Below are 23,943 nucleotides of genomic sequence, written 5' to 3'. Positions count from 1 at the left end.
GGGGCGCCCGCGCCCCGGCTGAATCCCCCTACCCGCCGACCCCGCCAAGGCGTACGGTGACCCCGCCGGGCGGAACAAGATCCGCCCCCGTAGCCGAACGGAGCGGGTGTGAAGATCCTGATCAGCGCGGACATGGAGGGCGCCACGGGGGTGACCTGGCCGCACGACGTGCTGCCGGGGCACGCCCAGTGGGAGCGGTGCCGGTCGATGTTCACCTCCGACGTCCAGGCCGCCGTCCTCGGCTTCTTCGACGGGGGCGCCGACGAGGTGCTGATCAACGAGGCGCACTGGACGATGCGCAACCTCTTCCTGGAACGCCTCGACCCGCGCGCCCAGATGCTCACCGGCCGCCACAAGAGCCTCAGCATGGTGGAGGGCGTCCAGCACGGCGACGTCGACGGCATCGCCTTCCTCGGCTACCACGCGGGCGCCGGCATGCCGGGCGTCCTCGCCCACACCTACCTCGCCAACTCCCTCACCGGCGTCTGGCTCGACGGCGTCCGGGCCAGCGAGGGCCTGCTCAACGCGCACGTCGTCGCCGAGTACGGGGTGCCCGTCGTCCTGGTCACCGGCGACGACGTGGCCTGCGAGGACTCCCGGGGGTACGCGCCCGAGGCCGAGCGGGTCGCGGTCAAGGACCACGTCTCGCGGTACGCGGCCGTCTGCCGCACCCCCGAGCGGACCGCCGCCGACATCCGCACCGCCGCCCGCGACGCCACCCGCCTCGCCGTCCGCCACGAGCCGGTGCAGGCCGGGCCGCACACCGTCGACCTGGAGTTCGACGCCGCCCACCTGGCGGCAGCCGTCACCGTCGTCCCGGGTGTCGCCCTGACAGGGGACCTCCGCGCCAGCTACACCAGCGAGACCATGTACGAAGCCATCCGGACGTTCAAGGCCGTCACCACGGTCGCCCAGAACGCCGTGGAGGAGACCTATGGCTGACCAGCCCGCCCCCACGACCACCCTCACCGGCGTCGACGCCGCAGCCCTGGAGGAGGTGGTCACCTACACCTCCGAGCTGATCCGCATCGACACCACCAACCGGGGCGGCGGCGACTGCCGCGAACGCCCCGCCGCCGAGTACGCCGCCGAGCGGCTGGCCGGTGCCGGACTCGACCCGGTGATCCTGGAGCGCACCCCCGGCCGGGGCAACGTCGTGGCCCGCATCGCCGGCAGCGACCCCAGCGCCGACGCCCTCCTGGTCCACGGCCACCTCGACGTCGTGCCCGCGCAGGCCGAAGACTGGACGAAACACCCCTTCTCCGGCGAGGTCGAGGACGGCGTCGTCTGGGGACGCGGCGCCGTCGACATGAAGAACATGGACGCGATGATCCTCGCGCTGGCCCGCTCCTGGGCCCGCACCGGCGTCCGCCCCCGCCGCGACCTCGTCATCGCCTTCACCGCCGACGAGGAGGCCAGCGCCGAGGACGGCTCGGACTTCCTCGCCGACCGGCACGCCGCGCTCTTCGAGGGCTGTACCGAGGGCATCAGCGAGTCCGGCGCCTTCACCTTCCACGATGGTTCCGGCCGCGAGATCTACCCCATCGCGGCCGGCGAACGCGGCACCGGCTGGCTGGAGCTGACCGCGCGCGGCCGCGCCGGGCACGGTTCCAAGGTCAACCGCTCCAACGCCGTCACCCGCCTCGCCGCCGCCGTCGCCCGCATCGGCGCCCACGAGTGGCCGGTCCGCCTCTCCCCGACGGTCCAGGCGGCCCTCACCGAACTCGCCGCCCTCTACGGCATCGATGTCGACCCCGGCGCCGAGGGCTTCGACGTCGACGTGCTGCTCGCCAAGCTCGGCCCGGCCGCCTCCCTGGTCGAGGCGACCGTCCGCAACAGCTCCAACCCGACGATGCTGAACGCCGGTTACAAGGTCAACGTCATCCCCGGCGAGGCCACCGCCATGATCGACGGGCGGTTCGTGCCGGGCGGCGAGGACGAGTTCCGGGCCACCCTGGACGAGCTGACCGGGCCCGACGTGGAGTGGCGGTTCCACCACCGCGAGACGGCGCTGACCGCGCCGGTGGACTCGCCGACCTTCGCCCTGATGCGCGAGGCCGTCGAGGAGTTCGCCCCCGGCGCCCGCGCCGTGCCGTACTGCATGTCCGGCGGCACCGACGCCAAGCAGTTCTCCCGCCTCGGCATCGCCGGCTACGGCTTCTCCCCGCTGAAGCTGCCGCCCGGCTTCGACTACCAGGCGCTCTTCCACGGTGTGGACGAGCGCGTGCCCGTCGAGGCCCTGCACTTCGGTGTCCGCGTACTCGACCGGTTCCTGCGCAGCGCCTGACCCCGGGCCCGCCCCGCGACGGCGCGGGGCGGGCTGCCGCCGCCCAACGAGGAGTTGGAAGACTTCATGAGCACGCCCGCGCCGTACGGTGCCTGGCCTTCGCCCATCGACGCCCGCCTCACCGCCGCCCACGACGGCCGGCCCGAATCCGTCGCCCACCTCGGCGACGACCTGTGGTGGACCGCGCCCCGGCCCGCCGAGGGCGGCCGCCGCACCCTGGTGCGCCGCCGCCCCGACGGCACCGAGGAGTCCGTACTCCCGGCCCCGTGGAACGTCCGCAGCCGCGTCGTCGAGTACGGCGGGCAGCCCTGGGCCGGCGCGCCGGGCCCCGACGGGCCCCTCGTCGTCTTCGTCCACTTCGCCGACCAGCGGCTCTACGCCTACGAGCCGGACCGGCCCGGCGCCGAGCCGCGCCCGCTCACCCCGCTCTCCGGCGTCGGCGGCGGGCTGCGCTGGGTCGACCCGGTGGTGCACGCGGCCACCGGCGAAGTCTGGTGCGTCCTGGAGGAGTTCATTGGCGAGGGCCCCACCGACGTGCGGCGCGTCCCGGCCGCCGTACCGCTCGACGGCAGCGCCGCCGAGAACCGCGACGCCGTCCGCGAACTCGACACCGACCGGCACCGGTTCGTCACCGGACCCAAGCTCTCCCCGGACGGGCAGCGCGCCGTCTGGATCGCCTGGGACCACCCGCGCATGCCGTGGGACGGCACCGAGCTGAAGATCGCCGAGGTGACGGCCAGTGGCCCGTTCACCGGCGTGCGGACCCTCATCGGCGGGCCCGAGGAGTCCGTCTGCCAGGCCGAATGGGCCCCCGACGGCTCCCTGATCGCCGCCACCGACCGCTCCGGCTGGTGGAACCTGCACCGCGTCGACCCCGCCACCGGCGAGGCCAAGCCGCTCTGCCCGCGCGAGGAGGAGTTCGGCGGGCCGCTGTGGCGGATCGGGTCGCGGTGGTTCGCGCCCATGGAGAACGGCCTGATCGCCGTCGTGCACGGCCGGGGCTCCACCCGCCTGGGCATCCTCGACCCGGACGCCGGGGAGATCTGCGACGCCGCCGGACCGTGGACCACCTGGACCGCCTGTCTCGACGTGCGCGGCAGCCGCGTCACCGGGGTCGCCGCCGGGCCCCTCAGCGCCGCCGAGATCGTCGAGCTGGACACCGTCACCGGCCGGGCCAGGGCCGTCGCCGCCCGCCACACCGACGCGGTCGACCCGGCCTACCTCCCGCACCCCGAGGAGCGGGTTTTCACCGGCCCCGGCGGCCGCGAGATCCACGCCGTCGTCTTCCCGCCGCGCCACCCCGAGCGGCACGGTCCCGAGGGCGAACTCCCGCCGTACGTCGTCCGGGCACACGGCGGGCCCACCGGGCAGGCGACCGCCGATCTCTCCCTGGACATCGCCTACCTCACCTCGCGCGGCATCGGCGTCGTGGCGGTCAACTACGGCGGCTCCACCGGCTACGGCCGCGCCTACCGCAACCGCCTGCGCGGGCAGTGGGGCCTGGTCGACGTGGAGGACTGCGCGGCGGTCGCCGCCGCGCTGGCCGCCGAGGGCACCGCCGACCCCGGCCGCCTCGCCGTCCGGGGCGGCAGTGCGGGCGGCTGGACGGCGGCCGCCTCGCTCGCCGGGACCGACGTCTACGCCTGCGCCACCGTCATCTACCCGGTGCTCGACCTGGCCGGCTGGGCCACCGGCGGCACCCACGACATGGAGTCCCAGTACCTGGAGTCGCTGATCGGCCCGTTCGCGGAGGTCCCCGAGCGGTACGCCGAGCGCTCCCCGACCGAGCGCGCGGACCGGATCAGCGCCCCCTTCCTCCTCCTCCAGGGACTGGACGACCCCATCTGCCCGCCCGAGCAGAGCGGGCGGCTCCTGGAGCGGATGGCCGGACGCGGCGTCCCGCACGCCTACCTCGCCTTCGAGGGCGAGGGCCACGGCTTCCGCCGCGCCGACACCATGATCGCCGCGATGGAGGCCGAACTCGCTCTGTACGCGAAGGTGTTCGGGTTCGCCGCCGAGGTGCCGGAGCTGGAGTTCCGGAACTGAGCCACCCGTACGTCCCGGGCCGCCACCCCTCGCCGGGTGGCGGCCCTTCCCCCTGACACCGCACCGGAGCGTCCCCCTTGCCGTACTCCCTGAGCCCGCTCACCCGCCCCGCCCGGCTCGCCCCCGGCGCCCGGGTCGCCGTGGTCGCCCCCGCCGGGCCGGTGCCCGAGGAGTCGCTGGAATCGGGCCTCGACCTGCTGCGCGGCTGGGGCCTGGACCCCGTGGTCGCCCCGCACGTGCTCGACCGCCACCCCGCCTTCCCCTACCTCGCGGGCGAGGACGCCGACCGGGCCGCCGACCTCCAGAACGCCTGGTGCGACCCCTCGGTCGACGCGGTGTTCTGCGCCCGGGGCGGCTACGGCTGCCAGCGGATGACGGGGCTGCTGGACTGGGAGGCGATGCGCGCCGCACACCCCAAGCCATTCGTCGGCTACAGCGACATCACCGCCCTGCACGAGCAGTTCGCGGTCCGCCTCGGCGTGGCGACGCTGCACGCCCCCATGGCCGCGACCGCCGGTTTCCTCAAGAACGAGGCCGCCCGGGAGCACCTGCGAGCCACCCTCTTCGACCCCGAGTCGGTCCGCGTGCTGACCTCCGCCACCGGCCGCGTCCTGGTCCCCGGCCGCGCCCGGGGCGTCACCCTCGGCGGCTGCGTCAGCCTGCTCGCCGCCGAACTGGGCGTGGCTCACACCCGCCCCTCGGCCACCGGCGGCCTGCTCCTCATCGAGGACATCGGCGAGGAGGCGTACCGCCTCGACCGCATCCTCACCCAACTGCTGCGCGCCCGCTGGCTCGACGGGGTGAGCGCCGTCGCCCTCGGCTCCTGGGAGGAGTGCGGCCCGTACGAGGAGGTGCGGGCCGTGCTGCGTGACCGGCTCGCGCCGCTCGGGGTGCCGGTGGCCGAGGAGTTCGGCTTCGGGCACGGGGAGGGGGCGCTGACCATGCCGTTCGGGGTGGGGGGCGAACTGGACGCCGAGGCAGGGACGTTGACGTTGGATGTGCCGGCGTTGGTCTGAGGAGCGGGGCGAGGGGAGCCCCCGCGGGGCCGGGTGGACCGAGGCTCGTGCAGGGCTACAGCGCCAGTGAGCGGCGAGGACATCCTCAAGAAGGAACGAGGCGTCCGCCGGAACGCCGCCGCCTCCGCGTACCGCCCCGGCGCAGACGCCCAGGGCCTTCCTGAGCGCCCATGACCGCCCTGCCAGATCGCCTCGTCCACCTCCGGCCGGTCGCGGAACGCGGCCCGGCTCTTCCCGGTCGGCATGGCCCCGAGCGCCGTCTCGTCCTCGACGACGGCGGCGTCCAGGACGCCTCTGGCCGGCGGGACCGGAGGGGCCGGCGGCAACGCGGGGGCGAGTGCCGGCAGCCACCGGTGTTCCTTCTCGACCGCCGGCGCGTACTCCTGGGCCGTCGGCAGCCGTGCCCAGCATCTCGTCACCGAGGCGAAAGGCGCAGTTGTCCCACCCCTGCCCGTCGACCGGCCGGATCTCAAGGCGGGACCATCGCGGGAACTGGGCGGCGATCAGCCTGGCCGCCACGACGGCGTCCACGGGTTCCCGGTCCGGGAGCCGGCAGAAGCTCGGGCGTCTCGGTCACCGTCCGCGACCGTACGAGCCCCTGCCGGCCGGAACGAGCGATTTCCGGGCGCCCGGTCCCGCCGCATGGGGGGAGCGGACGGCGCACGCCCGCGCGCGCCTTCACCGAACCTCCCGGAACAAACCCCGGTCGCGTCCGTTGACCCGACAGTGAGCTGGGCCACACGATGAGCGCTGCCCGTGTTTACCCGCGGGTAAGTCCGTCTCAGTGTGGAGGCCCCCGTGACCCGTGCCCCGTCCCGTTTCCGCCCGCCGCTGGCGGCCGCCCTCGGTCTCGCTCTCGCCGCCGCGCTCGCGCCCGCCGGTGCGGCGCACGCCGACGCGGTGGCCGAACCGGCCGTCACCGCGCTGAAGTTCACCGTGGACGTGGGCGGCAAGCGGTGTGCGGTCGATGCCGACCTGTACGTACCGGCGGGCGTCGACGCGGGGAACCGGGCCCCCGCGGTCCTCACCACCAACGGCTTCGGCGGCGACAAGGCCGACGGCTCGACCGCCGCCACCGCCCGGACCTTCGCCGCGCGCGGCCTGGTCTCGCTCGCCTACTCGGGGCTGGGCTTCGGCCGGAGCGGCTGCCCGATCTCGCTCAACGACCCGGCCGTGGACGGTCGCGCCGCCTCCGCGCTCATCGACTTCCTCGCCGGAACCAGAGCCGCCGACGACGGCACCCGCCTCGACCTCGTCACCCTCGACGCCGAGGGCGACCCGCGCGTGGGGATGATCGGCGGCTCCTACGGCGGCTCCATCCAGCTCGCCACCGCCGCCGAGGACGACCGCGTCGACGCCCTCGTCCCGATGATCACCTGGAACGACCTCTCGTACTCCCTCAACCCCAACAACGCCGAACAGCACCAGGGTGTCTCCTCCGACACTCCGGGCGTCTACAAGAAGCAGTGGACCGGCGGCTTCTTCCTCATCGGGGAGGCGCAGGGGCTGCTCAACCCCAGCCTCGACCCGTCCCGCATCGGCGGCGGGGGCTGCCTGCACTTCGTCGCCGCCGCCTGCGACACCAAGCGCGTCCTGGACTCCGGCAAGCTGCCGAAGGAGAAGGCGGACAGGGTCCTCGGCTACGCCCGCAGCGTCTCCCCGGTCTCCTACCTCGACCGGGTCAGGACCCCCACCCTGCTCGTCCAGGGCCAGGCCGACACCCTCTTCAACCTCAACGAGGCCACCGCCACCTACGAGACGCTCAAGGCGCAGGGCGTCGACACCGCCATGATCTGGCAGTCCTGGGGCCACAGCGGCGGCATGACCGACCCGGCCTCCGGCGAACTCGACCTCTCCGACCCGGACCTGGAGTCCAGCTACACCGGCAGCCGCATCGCCGCCTGGTTCGACAAGTACCTCCTGGACAAGGAGACCGACACCGGCCCGGCCTTCGCCTACTACCGCGACTGGGCCCCCGCGGGCCAGGCGTACGCCACCGCCGACGCGCCGCCCGCCCCCTCCCGCGCCCTGCACCTCTCCGGCGACGGCGCCCTCGTCGACCAGCCGGACCAGGTGGTGCGCGGCAGTCGCGAGTACCGCAACTGGCTCATCCCCACCAGTCACTCCGAATCCTCCCTCGCCGGGGTGATCGGTCTGCCCGACCCCAAGCCGCACGACCTCAAGGGCACCGCCCTCGACTGGACCACCGCCCCGCTCGACACGCCCCTCGACGTGGTCGGCGCCCCGCAGCTCCGCCTGAAGGTGGTCTCCCCGCGCGCCGAGAAGAACCAGGACTCCGGCGACGCCGCCGACCAGCTCGTCCTCTTCGCCAAGCTCTACGACGTCGCCCCCGACGGCACGAAGACCCTGGTCCACCGGCTCACCGCCCCTGCCCGCGTCGCCGACGCCACCCAGCCCTTCACCGTCACCCTCCCGGGCATCGTCCACCGCTACGAGGCCGGGCACCGGCTGCGCCTGACCGTGGCCGCCAGCGACGGCGCGTACTCCGGCAACCGGGGCGTCAAGCCGGTGACCGTCACCCACGCCCCGGGCGACTCCGGCACCCTCACCCTGCCGCTCGCCCAGGACTGACCGGACCGCCCGCTCCCCGCCGCCCCGGCCGCCGCCCGGGGCAGCGGGAGCGGGGGAGCGGACCCCTGTTACGGTGCCGCGCATGCGCGCACCCCTCGGCTCCTTCGACAACGCCCTCCCCGCCGCCGACCGCCTGGACCTGCTGCCCGCCCCCGTGGCCGAGGCCGTCAAGGAGGGCGGGCCCGGGACCGCGGAACTGATCCATGTCGACACCGACCCGGCCATCGCCGACACCACCGCCTTCGTCGCGCACCACGGCGAGGACCTCATGGAGGCGTCCGCCAACTGCGTGATCGTCCTCGGCAAGCGCGGCGCCGACACCACCCCCGCCGCCTGCCTGGTCCTCTCCCGCCACCGGGTCGACGTCAACGGCGCCGTCCGCAAGCACCTCGGCAGCCGCAAGGCGTCGTTCGCGCCCCGCGAGTTCGCCACCGGCGAGACCGGCATGGAGTACGGCGGGATCACGCCGGTCGGCCTGCCCGCCGGCTGGCCGTTGCTGGTCGACCCGGCCGTGGCCGACGCCCCCTGGGTCCTGGTCGGCAGCGGCGCCCGCCGGGGCAAGCTGATCCTGCCCGGCAGGGAGGTGGCCGCCCTCCCGTACGCCGAGATCGTCCCGGGACTGGGCCTGGCCCCCTGAGACCCCCGCTCCCCGTGGTGCGGGAGCGGCCCGCCTCCGTGATGCTGACGGGAGGCACGAAAGACGTACGGCAGGAGTGAACGACTTCGCATGAACAGAGACACCGTCACCGAGGGCGGCCCCGCGGACCACAGCGGCGCCCGCCGCCCGGCCCCCGCACCCGTCGCCGAGGGCGAGCGCACCACGCTGCGGCCCCTCACCCTCGCCGACGGGCCGGAGTTCACCGCCCGCGCCCGGGAAAGCCGCGAGCTGCACCGGCCCTGGCTCTTCCCGCCCGCCGACGCCCGCGCCTACGCCGTCTGGGCCGGCCGCCTGATCGGCGACGAGGACCGGGCCGGCTACCTCGTCCACGAACGGGCCACCGGCGCCCTCGCCGGCTACGTCGCCGTCAACAACATCGTCGGCGGCGCCTTCCGCTGCGGCGCCCTCGGCTACGGAGCCTTCGCGGGGTGCGAGGGGCGCGGCCTGATGACCGAGGCCCTCGGGCTGGTCGTCGCCCACACCATGGACACCCTCGGGCTGCACCGGCTGGAGATCAACGTCCAGCCCGGCAACGCCCCCTCGATCGCCCTCGCCCGCCGCGCCGGCTTCCGCCTGGAAGGGTTCTCGCCCGACTTCCTCCTCATCGACGGGGCCTGGCGCGACCACGAACGCTGGGCCCTCACCCAGGAGATGCGCGAGGCCGCCGGCTGACCCACTCCGCCGCAGACGCCCCCTGGCCCCGGCACCCGGTCAGGGGGTTCCATGGCGGCGAGGGGCGCGAAGGAGCGCCCCGGTGAGGGGAGTTACGCCTTGGCGACCACGATCCGGCACGACCGGCTGACCCTGCCCGCCGCACCCCTGGGGGCGGTCAACCCACTGGCCCCTTTGCGCCCGCTCGACGAGACCCACACCGTCGACCCGGCGACCGTCCCCGGGCTCCCGCCGGACATGGCGCGCGGACTCGCCTGCGCCCCGCTGACCTCACTCCTTCCCACCCGCGTCCTCGACGGCTACGAACGCCGCCGTGTCCCCACCGCCCTGCCCACCCTCGTCCTGGAGAACAGCCGGTTGCGCGCCACCGTCCTGCCCGGCCTCGGCGGACGCGTCCACTCCCTGTTCCACAAGCCGACCGGCCGTGAACTGCTCTACCGCAACCCGGTGTTCCAGCCCGCCGACTTCGCCCTCAACGGAGCCTGGTACTCCGGCGGCATCGAGTGGAACATCGGAGCCACCGGCCACACCACCCTCTCCTGCGCCCCGCTGCACGCCGCCCGCGTCCCCGCCCCCGACGGAGGCGAGATGCTCCGCCTCTGGGAGTGGGAGCGGCTGCGGGACCTGCCCTTCCAGGTCGACCTCTGGCTCCCGGAGGACTCCGACTTCCTCCTCGTCGGCGTCCGTATCCGCAACCCGCACCTCACCACCGCCCCGCTCTACTGGTGGTCCAACACCGCGGTCCCCGAGGAACACCGCGTCCTCACCCCGGCCGACACCGCCTGGCACTTCGGCTACGAACGCCGCCTGCGCCGCGTCCCGTTCCCGCACCACGACGGCGCCGACCGCAGCCACCCCGCCCACTCCCCCCACCCGGCCGACTACTTCCACGAACCCCGCGACCCCACCGCCCGTCCCTGGATCGCCGCCCTGAGCGGCGACGGACACGGCCTCGTCCAGACCTCCACCGGCGAACTCCCCGGCCGCAAACTCTTCGTCTGGGGCTCCGGCCCCGGTGGCCGCCGCTGGCAGGAGTGGCTGACCGAGCCCGGCACCGGCGGCTACGCCGAGATCCAGGCGGGCCTCGCCCGCACCCAGCTGGAACACGTCCCGCTCCCCGCCGGCGCCGAGACCGCCTGGCTGGAGGCGTACGGGCCGCTCCACGTCGACCCCGGCGCCGCCCACGGCCCGGACTGGGCCGCCGCGACCACCGAGGCGGGCGCCGCCCTGGACCGTGCCCTGCCGCCGGAGGAACTGGCCGCCGCCCGCGACGCCTGGCGCGCCGTCGCCGACGCACCGCCCGGCGAGCGCCTCGCCACCGGCTCCGCCTGGGGCGCCCTGGAGGTCCGCCGCGCCGCGCTCGACCTGCCCGGTACCCCCTTCGACGACGCGCCGGGCCCCGAACAGCGCCCGTGGGCCGCCCTGCTGGACACCGGCGCGCTGCCCGCCGAGGCCCCCGGGCCGGACCAGGACCCCGGCCCGACCCTGGTCTCCCCGGCCTGGCGCGACCTGCTGGAGACCGCCCCGCCCGACCCGCTCACCGAGTACCACCTCGGCGTCGCCCAGTGGCACGCGGGCGACCTCGCCCAGGCCGTCCGCAGCTGGGAACGGGCCCTGACCGCCACCGGAGCGGCGGACACCGCACGCTGGCCCGCCCTGCGCGCCCTCGCCGTCGCCGACACCGCCGCACGCCATCCCGTACGCGCTGCCGAACGGTACGCCGAGGCGCTGGCCGACGCCCTGGCGCGGCGCGGCACCCCCGCCGGAGAGGACCCGGACGACGAACCCTCGCCGCTGGTCGCGGCCCTGGTCCGGGAGGCCGTCCCGGCGCTGCTCGCGGCGGACCGGGCGGGGGCGGCCCGCGAGGCGTACGGGCGGCTGCACCCGGCGACGCGCGCCCGGGGCCGATTCCGGCTCCTGGAGGCCCAGTTGCTGCTGGCCGAGGGGGAGCGCGAGGCCGCGCTCGCCGTCTTCACCGGCGGGTTCGAGGTGGCCGACCTGCGCGAGGGCGACGAGGTGCTGAGCGAGACCTGGGCCCGGCTCAGCGACGCACCCCTGCCCGCCGCCTACGACTTCCGGATGCGGCCCGCCGGGCAGGACGGCTGAGGAGGCGTCAGGCGGAGGCGCCGAGCCGGTCGGCGTACTCGAAGACCGAGCCGTCCGGGTGCATCGCGACCAGCGTGCGCCCGGCCGGTGTCGCCACCGGGCCGGCGATCACGGCGGCACCGGAGGCGGCGAGGACCTGCCCGGTCTGCTCCACGTCGGCCACGGCGATGGTCGCGGCGACCTTCCGCAGCACGTCCAGGTCGGCCTTGGGCCCGCTCATCAGCAGGAAGCAGCCGACGGCGGCGACGGAGACGCCGCCCTGCTGGTGCCGCATCGCCCGGCTGCCCGCCAGCCGCTCGTAGAACGGCACCGCGGCCTCCAGATCCTCGACGCAGATCCGCAGTGTGGTCCCCAGGATTTCCACGCTTCACCCATTCCAGACGCTCCGGCCCGCACGCTCGCGGTTGACCTCGCCGCACGACACCGGGCGGAGGAAGATCCGAAGCCCGCGCGACGCCCTCATGATGGCACGCCACGTCCGTAGCGTCAGGTCCCTGCCGGAGCCTCAACTCCCTTCAGGGGAACGGCCTTCTCCGGCGATGAGCCGTGACGTGGCGTCTCGTCGCGAGACCGTCTCTCGTGGACGCAGCTCTTGGCCGCGTTCGGCACCTCGGGGAGCGGGGTGCCGGCCACCGAGACGTAGCGGCCGTCCTCGGTGAGGCCGGTGGAGAGGTCGGCCCAGGCGGCGTCGAGTACGGCGTCGTAGGCGCCCCCAGGGCAGCGACGCCGGGTCGTACGCCACGGTCGCGGCCCCCAGCTCCTGCGCCACCTTCACGTGTCCGGAACGGGAGACCAGCCCGTCCTCCGCCATCCCCGCCCGCCGGGCCGGTTGTACGGCGAGCCCGCCCACGGCTGCGGCGGCCCCGGTCACCAGCGGACGCCCGCCGGGGCGGGGGCGTAGCGCGGCCGCTCCGGCAGGGCGGCCGGTTGGGCCCAGGTACCGAGGCCGGTGTGCACGTCCGTCCGCACGGCAGGACGTCGAGACCGTGCGGCGCGTCCGCACGCTGCTCACCGCCGGGCTCACCACCGCGACCATCGCCCGCGTCCTGCCGTGCGTCCGCGAGGAGGGCGAGCAACTGGTGCCGACCTGGTCGCCGGGCTCCGGCACGAGCGTGAGCGGATCCCCCGGGCCATCGACGACCTGCTCTCCTCGCGCACCATCCTGGACGGCGTCATCGAGGCCCCCCGAACAACTCGTCCAGGTGGTGGGTGAGGACGGCGAGCGCCGCGTCCCCGGTGCGCTGTCCGCCCAGCACGCCGGAGCCCAGCCCGTTGACCATGGCGAGCAGCCCGGCCGCCGTCATCACCGGGTCCCGCTCCGGGGCGACCTCCCCTGCCTGCTGGGCCGTGCCGATCTGCCGGGCGAGGAACCCCTCCAGCAGGTCGGGCTGGGCCGTTGCCTGCTTCTCCAGTGCCGGATCGCCCAGGACCAGCGTGTAGTAGGCCGCGTAGGTGCGGGTGATGCGGCGGCTCTCGGCGTCGGTCGGCAGGATGCTGGTCAGGATCGCCGTCACGGTGGAGCGCGGTGTTGGCGGGGTGCCGGCCGCCCGGACGAACCGGTCCATCCGTGCCTGGAGCTGGGTGCCGAGGCGGGCCAGCGCGTCCAGCAGCAGGGCCTGCTTGGTCGTGAAGTAGTACTGCACCAGCCGCAGGGAGACTCCCGCCTCGGCGGCGACCGCCCGCATGCTCGCCGACTGGAGTCCCTCGGTGTCGGCGATGCGCAGCAGTGCCTCGGCGATCTGCTTCCTGCGTTCCTCGTGGTCGACCGGCATGACGCCGCCCCCTCCCCTTCCGGTTGTGGTACAGGTGTACCAAGGTTGTGGTACATCTGTACCATGAGCATGGGCGAGTTCAAGAGCGACAAGGCGGCAGAGCGGTACCGCGCGGTTCACGCGTACGTCCTCGACCAGGTCTGGCCCGGTCCGCGCACCGCCGTCGACGTGTCCACCTCCTTCGGCACCACCCGGGTCCTGCGTGTGGGCCCGGCGAGCGCCGAGCCGATCGTCCTGCTGCCCGGCGCGGGCGGCAACTCCCTGATGTGGCACGGGTACGTCGAGGCGCTGGCCGCCCACCGCACGGTGATCGCCGTCGACACGATCGGCGAGGCCGGAGCGAGCACGCAGACCGCGCCGGTCGCCGACGGGCGGGACGGCGCGGCCTGGCTGGAGGAGGTGCTCGACGGCCTGGAGGCGAGCGCGGCCCACGTGGTCGGCTGCTCCTACGGCGGCTGGCTGGCGCTGAACCACCAGATCCACCACCCCGGCCGGACCGCCACCCTGACCCTCCTCGACCCGGCCGGATTCGCCGACCCCGGCCGGCGCTTCTACGCCTGGCTGATCGCCGGCGGACTGGCCGGCCTGGCGCCGCGTGCCCTCCGTCCGCGCCTGGCCGGGCTGGTGGGCAACACCGCGATCCTGGACACGGAGCTGATGCGGCTGGGTCGCGCCGGGGTCGGGTTCCGCCGCGCGCTGCCCGCCGCCCGGGCCCTGACCGACGAGGAACTGGGCCGGCTGACCGCGCCCGCGCTCTTCCTGCTCGGTGAGCGCAGCGCCCTGCACGACGCGCGCGAGGTGGCCGCCCGGGTCGGCGCGCTGGTGGACACCGCCGAGGTGGAGATCGTGCCCGGCGCGGGCCACGCGCTGCCCACGGACCGGCCCGCCCTGGTCGCCGAACGCATCCTCAAGATGGCGGCCGGGCGGTAGGGGGTGGCGGCACGCACGCGGCCGGGGCCGGAGCCGGGCGGTGTGTGCCCGGCTCCGGCCCCGGCCGGTGGTGAGGAGAGACCCGGCGGTGCCGGGGTGCGTCAGACGGAGACGCCGTGACCGCGCAGGTAGGCCAGCGGGTCGATGTCCGAGCCGTAGCTCGGGCCGGTGCGGACCTCGAAGTGCAGGTGCGGGCCGGTGGAGTTGCCGGTCGAGCCGGAGAGGCCGATCTGCTGGCCCGGCGTGACGCTCTGGCCGGACGAGACCGAGAGCGACGACAGGTGGGCGTACTGGGAGTACTTGCCGTCGGCGTGCTTGATGACGACCTCGTTGCCGTACGAGCCGCTCCAGCCGGCGGAGACGACGGTGCCGGCGCCGATGGCCTTGACGGAGGTGCCCGAGGAGGCGGAGAAGTCGACACCGGTGTGGTAGCCGGAGGACCAGCTGCCGCCGGAGGCGCGGTACGCGGTGGAGGCGGACGCCTCGACCGGGCGGACCCAGTCGCCGGAGACGGCGGGCTGCTCGGCCTGCTCGGCCTCCGGCTTGGCCGGGGCGGCCGGCTTCGGCGCGGTCTCGGTCTTCTGCGCGGCCGAGGCGCCGGAGTCGGCCTTGGGCGCGGCCGGCTTCGGCGCGCTCTGCGGCTTGGCCGGGGCGGGCTTCGGGGCCTCGGCGGCGGTGCCGTCCACCGAGAGCTTCATGCCCGGGCGGATCAGGTTCGGGTTGGAGCCGACGACCTCACGGTTGTCCTGGTAGAGCTGCTCCCAGCCACCGTCGACGTGCTGCTCGTCGGCGATCTTGGCCAGGTAGTCACCGACGACGACCTCGTAGGTCTCGGCGTCGGCGGCGGCGTTCTTCGGCGCCTGCTGCTGAGCGGCGGCGACGGCCTGCTGGACGGCGACGGACTCCGGCGCCGACTTCTCGGCGGCCTGTGCGTGGGCGGCGCCCATCAGCGGCAGGGCCAGAGCGGCGCTGCCCGAGCCGGCTACGGCCAGCGTGCGGGCTATGCGCATGGTCCTGGTACGGCGGTGCTTCCCCTTGGCGGGCATGAAGGTTCCTCTCCGGCGCCTGCGAGGTGAGCTGTCGGGTTCGGGCTGGAGCTGCCCGGCCGCGCCGTGTGGCGCGGCTTCACCCCTAGCCGGGGCCGGTGGCGTGCGCGGCGCGCTGCTCCCGGTTCCGGCGGCTTACCTGGGTCCCCCGCTCCTGCCGTGGAAGGGTCGATGTGCGGATACCGGACGGCGGCAGGATTCGGCGGTCCATCCGGAATGACGGTGACCGTAGACGAGCCCGACTCCCGCGAACAAGCAGCGTCCGCGCCCAGGAAGTCGCTTTCTTGATCCTTTGTTCCGAGGGCGGTCACCCTCCGTAGACTCGCGATCTTTCCGGGCGTGGCGGGCGTTGTGCCCCGGCTCGCGGCGGCTGCCACGGACCGTGACGGCTATGACGCTGCTCACGGGGCAGGCACAACGGCCTCCGGCGCGGCGGCAATTGATGCATATGCAGCTTGATGCCCCATTTGTCCCCAATGTGGGGTGGTGTAGGAGCCGCATAAGGGTGACGCTCTGTCACCTCGGTCAGGTGCGGGCCCCGGTCCGCTCCGCTCAGGCGCGGCAGAGCAGCTCCCCGTGGAGCACCGCGAACCAGCCGTCGGGTGCCGTCGCCCACTGCCGCCAGGCCGCCGCGATCCGTTCCAGCTCCGCCCGGTCCGCGTACCCGAGGCCGGCCGCCCGCTCCGCGTACCCGGAGGCCGTCGTCCGGTCCGCCCACAGCCCGCCCCACCAGGCCCGTTCCTCCTCGTCGGCGTAGCACCAGGCCGAGGCGGCCGCCGTGACCTCGGTGAACCCGGCCGTCAGGGCCCACGCCCGCAGTCGCCGCCCCGCGTCCGGCTCGCCGCCGCCCGCCCGCGCCACCGACCGGTACAGCTCAAGCCACGCGTCGAGCCCCGGGTTCGCCGGGTACCAGGTCATCGCCGCGTAGTCCGCGTCCCGTACGGCGACCAGGCCGCCCGGCACGCAGACCCGGCGCATCTCGCGCAGGGCGCCCACCGGGTCGCCGAGGTGCTGGAGCACCTGGTGGGCGTGGACCACGTCGAAGGAGGCGTCGGGGAAGGGGAGTGCCTGGACGTCGCCGGTGCGGAAGGTGGTGTTGACCAGGGAGCGTCCGGCGGCGGCCGAGCGGGCCGTGTCCAGGATCTCCCCGGCGCTGTCGATCCCGGTGACGTGCCCCTGCGGGACCAGGGCGGCGAGGTCGGCGGTGATCGTTCCCGGGCCGCACCCCACGTCCAGGGCGCGGTGGTGCGGCTCCAGTGAGGGCAGGAGGTACCCGGCCGAGTTGGCTGCGGTGCGCCAGGTGTGGGAGCGCAGGACGGACTCGTGGTGGCCGTGGGTGTAGACGACGGCGGCGGGATCGGTGGGCACGGGCGGTCTCCTCGCGGCGGCGGGGTGGGCGGCGGTCCGGATGCCGGCGGCGGAGTGGCGCGACCGTTCCCGGTGTCGCGACCGTACACGCGGCGGCCCGCATGATGAGACCCCCGTCTCACCATGCGGGCCGCCGGGCTGACGCGCGATCAGAGGGTGAGCGGGCGGTACACCCGCAGCCCCTCGTGGAGCTTGTCCAGTCGCAGGTTCGGGCCCGCGTCGGTCACCTCGCCGTCGAAGGCCAGCGGCGTGCCCGGGGTGATCCCGTCGATCCGCAGCCGCTGGACCCGTACCGCCGCGTGGAAGGGCGAGCGGGTCAGCGGGCCCGCCAGGGCCGCCGCCATCAGCCGGAACCCGGGGCCGCGCCCGCCGTGCACCGCGCGGACGTCGATCAGGCCGTCGGCCAGGTCGGCCCGGCGCCCGCCGGTCAGCCCCATCCGGCGGTAGGTGCAGTTGCCCGCGAAGAGCAGCCACAGGGGGCGCCGCTCACCCTCCACCACCGCCTCCAGCGGATGGTCCCGGCGCCGTACCCGGGCCGCCGCCACCACGTCCGCGAGCCGCCCGCCGACCCGTCCCGACCAGCGCTCCCGCTCCCGGACCAGCTCCGGGTAGACCCCGAGGCTGAAAGTGTTGAGGAAGTACCCGGTCCGCTCCCCGGAACGGAAGCGGCCCACGTCGACCGCGACCGCGTCGCCCGTCTCCACCGCCCGGCACAGCTCCTTCGGGTCCTCTATCCCGAGGTCGTACGCGAAGTGGTTGAGGGTGCCGCCCGGCAGCACCGCCAGCGGCAGCCCGCGGTGCAGCGCCACCCCGGCCGCCGCGTTCACCGAGCCGTCGCCGCCGCAGATGCCGAGGGCCAGCGCGTGGCCCGCCGCCTTCTCCAGTTCCGCCACCAGCCCGTCGCCCTCGCACTCCACCACCTCGGCCTCGGGCAGCAGCTCGCGCAGCACCCGCGCCTTGTCGGGCGTACCGGCGCCCTGGTTCACCACCATGACCAGGCCGTGGCCCCGGGGCAGCGCCGGTACGTCCACCAGCGGGCGGCCGGGCGAGGGGAGCTGGTCCCGGGTCGGCACCAGGCCGCGCACGGCGAAGGCGGCGCCCGCACCCAGTGCCGCCCCGGCCAGCACGTCCCCCGGGTAGTGCGCGCCGGTGTGGACGCGGGAGACGGCGACCGCCGCCGCCAGCGGGGCCACCGCCGCGCCCAGGCCCCGGGACTCCATCGCGACCCCGGTCGCGAAGGCCGCCGCCGAGGCCGCGTGGCCCGAGGGGAACGACGAGGTGATCGGCTGCCGCTTCAGCTGCCGTATCAGCGGCACCGACTCCAGCCCCGGACGCTGCCGCCGCACCGTCCGCTTGCCGAGCGTGTTGATGGTCGCCGAGGCCAGCCCGAGCGAGGCGAGCCCCCGCACCGCCGCACGGCGGGCGCGCGGCGAACCGGTCACCGCGAGCCCCGCCGCGATCGCGCCCCAGAGCAGGCCGTGGTTGGCGCTGCGGCTCAGCTTCGGCAGCACCCGGTCGGCGCCGGGCCAGCGGCGTGCCGCGACCGCCTCGAAGACGGTGCGGTCCAGCGCGACCAGCCGGGCGGCCAGGGAAGCCGGGGGCTCCGGTGCGAACACGGCGGCCACCTCGGGGCGCAGCCGGGCGGGCAGGGAGTTCACTGGGTCAGGACGCATGCGGCACGGGTACCCCCGCGCGCCCCGCTCACCCGCGACGGCGCGCGACGGCGGGCGCGCCCGTCACCGGAACGGGCGCCCGCCCCCGGCGTACGCGCCCGCGCGGGGTGAGAATGGGCCCCATGTCCTCCGAGACGAGCACCCCCAGCCACTCCGAACTCCTCGCGGCGCACGCGGCCGCGCTGGACCTGTTCGACCGGCGGGTCCACGACATCCTCGACGACCAGTGGGACCACCCCACGCCCTGCACCGACTGGAACGTCCGCGACCTCGTCGCCCACCTGGTCTCCGAACAGCTCTGGGCGCCGCCGCTGCTGGCCGGCGAGACGATGGAGTCGGTCGGTGACGCCCTCGACGGCGATCTGCTCGGCGAGGACCCGGTCGGCGCCTGGGAGGCGGCCGCCCGTGGCGCCCGCGAGGCGTTCGCCGCACCCGGCGCCCTCGACCGCACCGTGGAACTCTCCTACGGGCCGAGCGGCGCCGACCACTACTGCGGTCAGATGACCACCGACCTGATCATCCACGCCTGGGACCTGGCCCGCGGCATCGGCGCGACCGAGCACCTCCCCGCGGAACTGGTCTCCTTCGCCGACCGCGAGACCGCCCCCTACGCCGACGACCTCTCCGGCAGCGGCGTCTTCGCCCCGCCCCTCACCCCGCCCTCGGGCGCCGACCCCCAGACCCGCCTCCTGGCCCGGCTGGGCCGGGAGGCGTAGGGGCCCGGCGCCCGTGATTCAGTGAGCGGCCGCCGCCGCCGTCGTGAAGACGCCCACCAGGGCCTCGTTGAAGGCCGGCAGGTCGCGCGGGGTGCGGCTGGTCAGCAGAGTGGTCGGGCCCGAGGAGTCGACCCGGACCTCCTCGTCCACCCAGGTGCCGCCGGCGTTGCGGATGTCGGTGGCCAGGCTCGGGTACGAGGTCAGGGTCCTGCCGCGGACCGCGTCCGCCTCTATCAGCAGCCACGGGGCGTGGCAGATCGCGGCGATCGGCCGGCCCTGGTCGACGAAGTCCCTGACCAGGTCGACGGCCTCCGCGTCGGTGCGCAGATGGTCGGGGTTGGCCACGCCGCCGGGGAGGACGAGCGCGTCGAACATGCCTGCCGAGACCTCGCCCACCACCTGGTCGACGACGAAGCGGTCACCCTTCTCCAGGTGCCGGAAGGAGAGGACCTCGCCCGGCCAGGTCGAGACCAGGACGGCCTCACCGCCCGCCTCGGTCACGGCCTCCCACGGCCCGGTCAGTTCGCTCTCCTCCACGCCCTCGGGGGCCACCAGGAATGCGACACGCATCGGCGTTCCCGCCCTTCGAATCGTCGTCCCGGCTCTCCGGTCCGCCCCGTCCGGCGGCCCGGGGTGGCCTGCCCGCCGCCATCCGGGTGTCCTTCCAGGGTCGCGCGGACCACCCCCCGGACGCAAAGGGGACCGGAGGGGCGATCCGTGACCCCTGCCTCAGGCGTCGGCGCGGGCCGCCACCACGGCCGTCGCCAGCTCCTGCACGTTGCGGTACGTCTCGTCGGCGGGCAGCGGCTCCAGCAGCGCCACCACCTCGTCCGGGCAGTGCCCGGCGTCCAGCACCCTGGCCAGCTCCGGCGCGCACGCCGGGAAGGGCGTACGGCCCAGCCGCCGCCCCAGCTCGTGCCGGACCTCCGCGATGTCCGGATGCGTCCCCAGCGGGTCGCCGGGCTCCGCGTCGTGCCACTCCTCGGACCGGGTCGGATGGCCCGACCTCAGGTAGTCGCGGAGCTCGTGCTTCATCCCCTCGTCGCGGTGGACGCTCATCCGGTCACTGCCTCGCTGCATGCTGTGCCCTTCTGTACGGGTCCGTTCTGCGGTACGGCCGCCCCGGACACGCGGCCCGGCCGGCCGTGGCCCCACACGTACCCGGCGCTCCCGGCCCGAACCATCCCGTCCGTTCCCCGGATCGGAGGCCCCCGGTGGTGGGCGGGGCCGGGGCGCGGCACAGTGCGAGAGGGGTAATGCGTTCGAGCGGAGGTACGGCGGATGGAGAGCGCCCTGGAGGGCCGTGGACCCCTCCGGTACGGCCCGCCCGTGCCGGAGCCGGGCCTGCCCGTCGTCCCCGAACTCGCCGCCGTCCTCGCCCGCGCCGCCGAGCGCCCCCACGCCGAACCCCCCGGCGGCGGCCCCGCCCTCCTGGCGGCCGCCCAGGGGTACTGGGCCCGGCGCGGCCTCGCCGCCGACCCGGCCCTGCTCGCCGCCGCCCCCGGCGCGCCCGCCCTGCTCCTCGCGCTGACCGCGGCCGTCGGCGGGGACGTGCTGCTGCCCCGGCCCTGCCCGGCCTGGTGGGCGCCGCAGGCCCGGCTGCTGGGCCGCCCCACCTTCTCGGTGCCCTCGCCGGCCGCCTGCGGCGGGGTACCCGACCCGTACGCCCTGCTGGAGACGGTCCGCCGGGTCCGGGCCGAGGGCGGCGACCCGCGGCTGCTGGTGCTCGCCGTCGCCGACGACCCGACCGGCACGGTGGTACCGCCCGAGGTGATGAGCCGGGCCGTCGAGGCGGCCGCTGCCGAGGGGCTGCACGTGGTCAGCGACGAGACCTGGCGGGACACCGTCCACCGGCCCCAGGAGAACCCCGTCGTGGGCCCGGCCGAGATGCTGCCCGAGGGGGTCACCGTCCTCAGCGACCTCTCCGGCGGCTGGCTCCCGCCGGGCTGGCCCGCCGCCGTCGCCCGCTTCCCCGAGACCGCCGCCGGCGCCCAGCTGCGGGCCCGCTGCCTCGACATCCTCACCGCCCTCGACGCGGCCCTGCCCACCCCGGTCGCGGCCGCCGCCACGCACGCCCTCGGCGAACCCCGCGCGCTCACCGCCCGCCTCGCCCACGCCGTGGCCCTGCACGGCCGCCTCGCCGGCGCCCTGTACGAGGTCCTGCACACCGCCGGCGCCCTGGTCCGCCCGCCCCAGGCCGGGCGCCACCTCTACGCCGACCTGGCGCCGTTCGCCCCCGGCCTCGCGGCGCGCGGCGTCACCGACGCGCTGGAGCTGGAGAACGACCTCACCGCCCGGCTGGGCATGCCCGCCCCCGGCGGCCACCGCTTCGGCGACGACCTCGACCAGCTCCGCGTCCGGCTCTCCACCGGCCCGCTCCTCGGCGACGACGAACGGGTCCGCGCCGACCTGCTCACCGGCGCCCCCGACCCCCTCCAGGCGGCCCCCGTGCGACGGGCCCTGGACCGGGTGGCCGAGGTCCTCGGCGCCCTCGCCGCACCCCCCGCCGGAGCCGAGGAGGCCACCCGATGACCCAGCAGCGCGACCCCGCCCCCGCGCCCGCCGCCCTCGCCCCCGCCGCCGCCGCGACCGCCCTCCCCGACCCGGACCCGGCCGCCCCCGGCCGCCACCGCCGCCGCTCCTACCGGGACCGCCTCACCGCCCCGCTCCCCGGCGTGCGCGCCGTGACCCGGCTGGCCCGGGAGGCCGGCGCCCTGCGCCCCGGCACCGAGGCCCGGCGCGACGTCCCGCTGCTGCCCTGCGCACCCGCGCCGCTGCCCCCGGCGGGCCCCGGCGTCCTCGCCCTCACCTGGGCCGGACACGCCAGCTGGGTCCTGCGGATCGGCGGCCTGACCGTGCTCACCGACCCCGTCTGGTCCCACCGCATCCTCGGCACGCCGCCGCGCGTCACCCCGGTCGGCGTCCCCTGGGCCTCCCTCCCGCCCGTCGACGCCGTCGTCATCAGCCACAACCACTACGACCACCTCGACGCCCCGACCCTGCGCCGCCTGCCGCGCACCACCCCGGTGCTGGTCCCGGCCGGGCTGGGGCGCTGGTTCCGGCGCCGCCGCTTCACCCGCGTCCACGAGCTGGACTGGTGGCAGGGACGCGAGATCGGCGGCGTCACCTTCGACTTCGTCCCCGCCCACCACTGGTCGCGGCGCGGCCTCCTCGACACCTGCCGCACCCTGTGGGGCGGCTGGGTGCTGACCGACCCGCAGGGCCGCAAGGTGCACTTCGCGGGCGACACCGGCTACGGCCACTGGTTCACCGAGATCGGCCGCCGCCACCCCGGCATCGACCTCACCCTCATGCCGATCGGCGCCTACGCCCCCCGGTGGTGGCTGCGGGACGTCCACTGCGACCCGGAGGAGGCCGTCGCCGCCTGCGCCGACCTCGGCGCCCGCCGGATGGCCCCCATGCACTGGGCGACCTTCCTGCTCTCCGCCGAACCCGTCCTCGAACCCCTCACCCGGGTCCGGGCCGCCTGGGCCCGCACCGGCCGCCCCCGCGAGGACCTGTGGGACCTGCCGGTCGGCGGCTCCCGCACCCTGTGACCGCCCGGGCCGCCGTCGCCCTCAGTGCGAGGACGAGGCCGTCCGCCCCCGCAGCCGCCGCCACACCCCGGGAGCCGCGCTGATCAGCACCGTCAGCGCCACCGCCGCCGCCACGCCCTCCCAGGGCTCGGCGAAGAGCGACCCGCCGACGATGCCGATGAGCTGGTACGTCGCCGTCCACGCCAGGCACGCCGGGCCGTCCCCGCGGGCGAACCGGGCCAGCGGCATCCGCGCCAGCAGGCAGGCCAGCATCACCGGGATGCGCCCCGCCGGGATCAGCCGGGAGAGGACCAGCACCGCCACGCCGTGGTCGTCGAGCTTGGCGCGGGCCTGCTCCAGCCGGTCCGGCGCCGCCCGCTGCCGCAGGGTATCCAGCCACCGCGAACCGCCGCGCGACCGCACCCCGCGCTGCCCCAGCCAGTACAGGACCAGGTCGCCGAGGAAGGCCGCCAGCGCCGAGACGAGGAAGAGCAGCAGCAGCGTCAGCGGCGACGCCTCGTGGAAGGCGACCACGGCGGCGCCGCTGACGATCGCGCCCGTCGGCACCACCGGCACCAGCGCGCCCAGGAAGATCAGCAGGAAGAGCGAGGGGTAGCCGAGGGCCTGCTGCGTGGTGGCGTCGGGCACCTCGGCGGCGCCCAGCAGCACCAGCGCGGACAGCTCCGGGCCCGTCACCGGCGGACCTCGGGCCGCACACTCTGTCCGTGGGCCAGCAGGTGCACCCGCACCCCGGGGGCGCTCACCGCCGCCTTGCGGACGAACTCGTCACCGGGGGAGTGGAACTCGTGCGGCCGCACCGCGTCCATCCCGATCGGCCAGTACGTCCCGTAGTGCACCGGCACCGCCGAGGCCGGGGCGAGCCGCCGCAGCGCCTCGGCGGCCCGGGCCGGGTCCAGGTGGTGGTGGCCGAGCCCCGGGCCCCAGCCGCCCACCGGCAGCAGCGCCACGTCCAGCGGTCCGGTCTCCTCGGCCATCGTGTCGAAGAGCCCGGTGTCCCCCGCGAAGTACGTCCGCGCCCGGCCGTCGACGACGAAGCCCAGTGCGGGCGAGCGGCGCGGACCGACCGGCATCCGCCGCCCGTCGTGCAGCGCCGGGACCACCCGTACCGTCACCGGCCCGACCTTCTCGGTGTCCCCGGGCTCGACCTCCACCACGTCCAGCCGCGCCAGCCGCCGCAGCCCCGGCACGGCGCGGACCGCTCCCTTGGGCACCAGCAGCTTCGTCCCCGCCGCCAGCCGCGCCAGCGACGGCAGGTGGAGGTGGTCGGCGTGCAGGTGCGAGACGAGGACCGCGTCGGCGACCGCCGCCCGGGCCGGCGGGGGCGCGCCCCGGCGCCGCCGCAGATGGGCCAGCCGCCGCGCGAAGACCGGGTCGGTGAGCAGCCGCACCCCCGAGTCCTCCACCGTGCAGGTGGCATGACCCCACCAGGTGATCTCCACCGTCCGCGCACTCCTCCCTGCGGCCCCCGTCCCGCGTCACCCGGACGGGGGACGGCCGGAAGACC

General features: G+C 75.7%; 21 protein-coding genes and 1 riboswitch. Of the genes, 12 read left to right on the top strand and 9 right to left on the bottom strand.

The features are described from left to right. Window positions 1–108: 108 nt before the first annotated feature. From OIM89_RS02920 to OIM89_RS02885, 8 genes are all read left to right on the top strand, one after another. Complete coding sequence (locus tag OIM89_RS02920; RefSeq protein WP_030694823.1) at window positions 109–942, top strand: M55 family metallopeptidase; 834 nt, start codon at window positions 109–111, stop codon at window positions 940–942. Further along, the gene (locus OIM89_RS02915) at window positions 935–2,287 is read left to right on the top strand and encodes a M20/M25/M40 family metallo-hydrolase (RefSeq protein ID WP_047468748.1); all 1,353 of its coding nucleotides are present in this window, start codon (window positions 935–937) and stop codon (window positions 2,285–2,287) included. Before OIM89_RS02920 ends, OIM89_RS02915 begins: the two co-directional genes overlap by 8 nt. 66 nt (window positions 2,288–2,353) lie before the next feature. Continuing rightward, window positions 2,354–4,333, top strand: coding sequence for a prolyl oligopeptidase family serine peptidase (locus tag OIM89_RS02910; protein ID WP_030694825.1), 1,980 nt, complete (start codon window positions 2,354–2,356; stop codon window positions 4,331–4,333). Window positions 4,334–4,410: 77 nt separating this feature from the next. Next, entirely contained in the window at window positions 4,411–5,349 is a 939-nt protein-coding gene (locus tag OIM89_RS02905) for a S66 peptidase family protein (protein ID WP_030694826.1), read from the top strand. A 798-nt stretch (window positions 5,350–6,147) separates the two neighbouring features. Next, window positions 6,148–7,941, top strand: a complete 1,794-nt coding sequence (locus OIM89_RS02900) for a CocE/NonD family hydrolase (RefSeq protein WP_175459038.1) — start codon at window positions 6,148–6,150, stop codon at window positions 7,939–7,941. Between the two features lie 82 nt (window positions 7,942–8,023). Beyond that, window positions 8,024–8,578 (top strand): YbaK/EbsC family protein, encoded by a 555-nt coding sequence (locus OIM89_RS02895; protein WP_264490954.1) that lies wholly within the window; start codon window positions 8,024–8,026, stop codon window positions 8,576–8,578. Between the two features lie 90 nt (window positions 8,579–8,668). After that, window positions 8,669–9,271 carry a GNAT family N-acetyltransferase gene (locus OIM89_RS02890; RefSeq protein WP_217465869.1) on the top strand — a complete coding sequence of 201 codons (603 nt, stop codon included), beginning with the start codon at window positions 8,669–8,671 and terminating at the stop codon, window positions 9,269–9,271. A gap of 51 nt (window positions 9,272–9,322) precedes the next feature. Beyond that, complete coding sequence (locus OIM89_RS02885; protein ID WP_264490953.1) at window positions 9,323–11,377, top strand: DUF5107 domain-containing protein; 2,055 nt, start codon at window positions 9,323–9,325, stop codon at window positions 11,375–11,377. Between the two features lie 7 nt (window positions 11,378–11,384). Here the strand turns inward: OIM89_RS02885 and OIM89_RS02880 are convergent, their stop codons facing one another. Both OIM89_RS02880 and OIM89_RS02875 read right to left on the bottom strand, forming a co-directional pair. Next, complete coding sequence (locus OIM89_RS02880) at window positions 11,385–11,741, bottom strand: VOC family protein (RefSeq protein WP_003951918.1); 357 nt, start codon at window positions 11,739–11,741, stop codon at window positions 11,385–11,387. Between the two features lie 808 nt (window positions 11,742–12,549). After that, window positions 12,550–13,149 carry a TetR/AcrR family transcriptional regulator gene (locus OIM89_RS02875; RefSeq protein WP_226964706.1) on the bottom strand — a complete coding sequence of 200 codons (600 nt, stop codon included), beginning with the start codon at window positions 13,147–13,149 and terminating at the stop codon, window positions 12,550–12,552. Window positions 13,150–13,194: 45 nt separating this feature from the next. On the opposite strand from OIM89_RS02875, the gene OIM89_RS02870 reads away from it, so the two are divergent. Continuing rightward, window positions 13,195–14,079, top strand: coding sequence for an alpha/beta fold hydrolase (locus OIM89_RS02870; protein WP_030694832.1), 885 nt, complete (start codon window positions 13,195–13,197; stop codon window positions 14,077–14,079). A gap of 101 nt (window positions 14,080–14,180) precedes the next feature. On the opposite strand, the gene OIM89_RS02865 is transcribed toward OIM89_RS02870, so the two are convergent. The 3 genes from OIM89_RS02865 to OIM89_RS02855 all read right to left on the bottom strand — a co-directional run bounded on the left by OIM89_RS02865 (window position 14,181) and on the right by OIM89_RS02855 (window position 18,166). Beyond that, window positions 14,181–15,125 carry a LysM peptidoglycan-binding domain-containing M23 family metallopeptidase gene (locus tag OIM89_RS02865; protein ID WP_264490952.1) on the bottom strand — a complete coding sequence of 315 codons (945 nt, stop codon included), beginning with the start codon at window positions 15,123–15,125 and terminating at the stop codon, window positions 14,181–14,183. A 1-nt stretch (window position 15,126) separates the two neighbouring features. After that, window positions 15,127–15,306, bottom strand: a riboswitch (cyclic di-AMP (ydaO/yuaA leader). A gap of 371 nt (window positions 15,307–15,677) precedes the next feature. Next, complete coding sequence (locus OIM89_RS02860) at window positions 15,678–16,493, bottom strand: methyltransferase domain-containing protein (RefSeq protein ID WP_264490951.1); 816 nt, start codon at window positions 16,491–16,493, stop codon at window positions 15,678–15,680. Between the two features lie 149 nt (window positions 16,494–16,642). Then, window positions 16,643–18,166, bottom strand: a complete 1,524-nt coding sequence (locus OIM89_RS02855; RefSeq protein WP_264490950.1) for a bifunctional phosphatase PAP2/diacylglycerol kinase family protein — start codon at window positions 18,164–18,166, stop codon at window positions 16,643–16,645. A 122-nt stretch (window positions 18,167–18,288) separates the two neighbouring features. On the opposite strand from OIM89_RS02855, the gene OIM89_RS02850 reads away from it, so the two are divergent. Next, window positions 18,289–18,882, top strand: a complete 594-nt coding sequence (locus tag OIM89_RS02850) for a TIGR03086 family metal-binding protein (protein WP_030694836.1) — start codon at window positions 18,289–18,291, stop codon at window positions 18,880–18,882. A gap of 18 nt (window positions 18,883–18,900) precedes the next feature. Here OIM89_RS02850 and OIM89_RS02845 read toward each other — a convergent pair whose 3' ends face one another. Both OIM89_RS02845 and OIM89_RS02840 read right to left on the bottom strand, forming a co-directional pair. Beyond that, complete coding sequence (locus OIM89_RS02845) at window positions 18,901–19,452, bottom strand: type 1 glutamine amidotransferase domain-containing protein (RefSeq protein WP_030694837.1); 552 nt, start codon at window positions 19,450–19,452, stop codon at window positions 18,901–18,903. A 159-nt stretch (window positions 19,453–19,611) separates the two neighbouring features. Then, window positions 19,612–19,962, bottom strand: coding sequence for a DUF2795 domain-containing protein (locus tag OIM89_RS02840; protein ID WP_030694838.1), 351 nt, complete (start codon window positions 19,960–19,962; stop codon window positions 19,612–19,614). Window positions 19,963–20,163: 201 nt separating this feature from the next. Between OIM89_RS02840 and OIM89_RS02835 the strand changes: the two genes are divergently transcribed. Together OIM89_RS02835 and OIM89_RS02830 are read left to right on the top strand one after the other, a co-directional pair. After that, on the top strand, window positions 20,164–21,414 hold the full coding sequence (locus tag OIM89_RS02835) for an aminotransferase class I/II-fold pyridoxal phosphate-dependent enzyme (RefSeq protein WP_030694839.1): 1,251 nt from the start codon (window positions 20,164–20,166) through the stop codon (window positions 21,412–21,414). Further along, on the top strand, window positions 21,411–22,439 hold the full coding sequence (locus OIM89_RS02830) for an MBL fold metallo-hydrolase (RefSeq protein ID WP_151167616.1): 1,029 nt from the start codon (window positions 21,411–21,413) through the stop codon (window positions 22,437–22,439). The genes OIM89_RS02835 and OIM89_RS02830 overlap by 4 nt, the downstream gene beginning before the upstream one ends. 21 nt (window positions 22,440–22,460) lie before the next feature. On the opposite strand, the gene OIM89_RS02825 is transcribed toward OIM89_RS02830, so the two are convergent. Beyond that, a complete protein-coding gene (locus OIM89_RS02825; protein ID WP_078858161.1) occupies window positions 22,461–23,114 on the bottom strand; it encodes a DedA family protein in 654 nt (217 codons plus the stop codon). Next, entirely contained in the window at window positions 23,111–23,878 is a 768-nt protein-coding gene (locus OIM89_RS02820) for an MBL fold metallo-hydrolase (RefSeq protein ID WP_030694842.1), read from the bottom strand. The genes OIM89_RS02825 and OIM89_RS02820 overlap by 4 nt, the downstream gene beginning before the upstream one ends. Window positions 23,879–23,943 lie beyond the last annotated feature (65 nt).

This window comes from Streptomyces sp. BI87, from assembly GCF_025957665.1.
In the GTDB taxonomy this organism is placed as follows: Bacteria; Actinomycetota; Actinomycetes; order Streptomycetales; family Streptomycetaceae; genus Streptomyces; species Streptomyces albidoflavus.
This window is presented reverse-complemented; position numbering and strand designations above follow the sequence as displayed.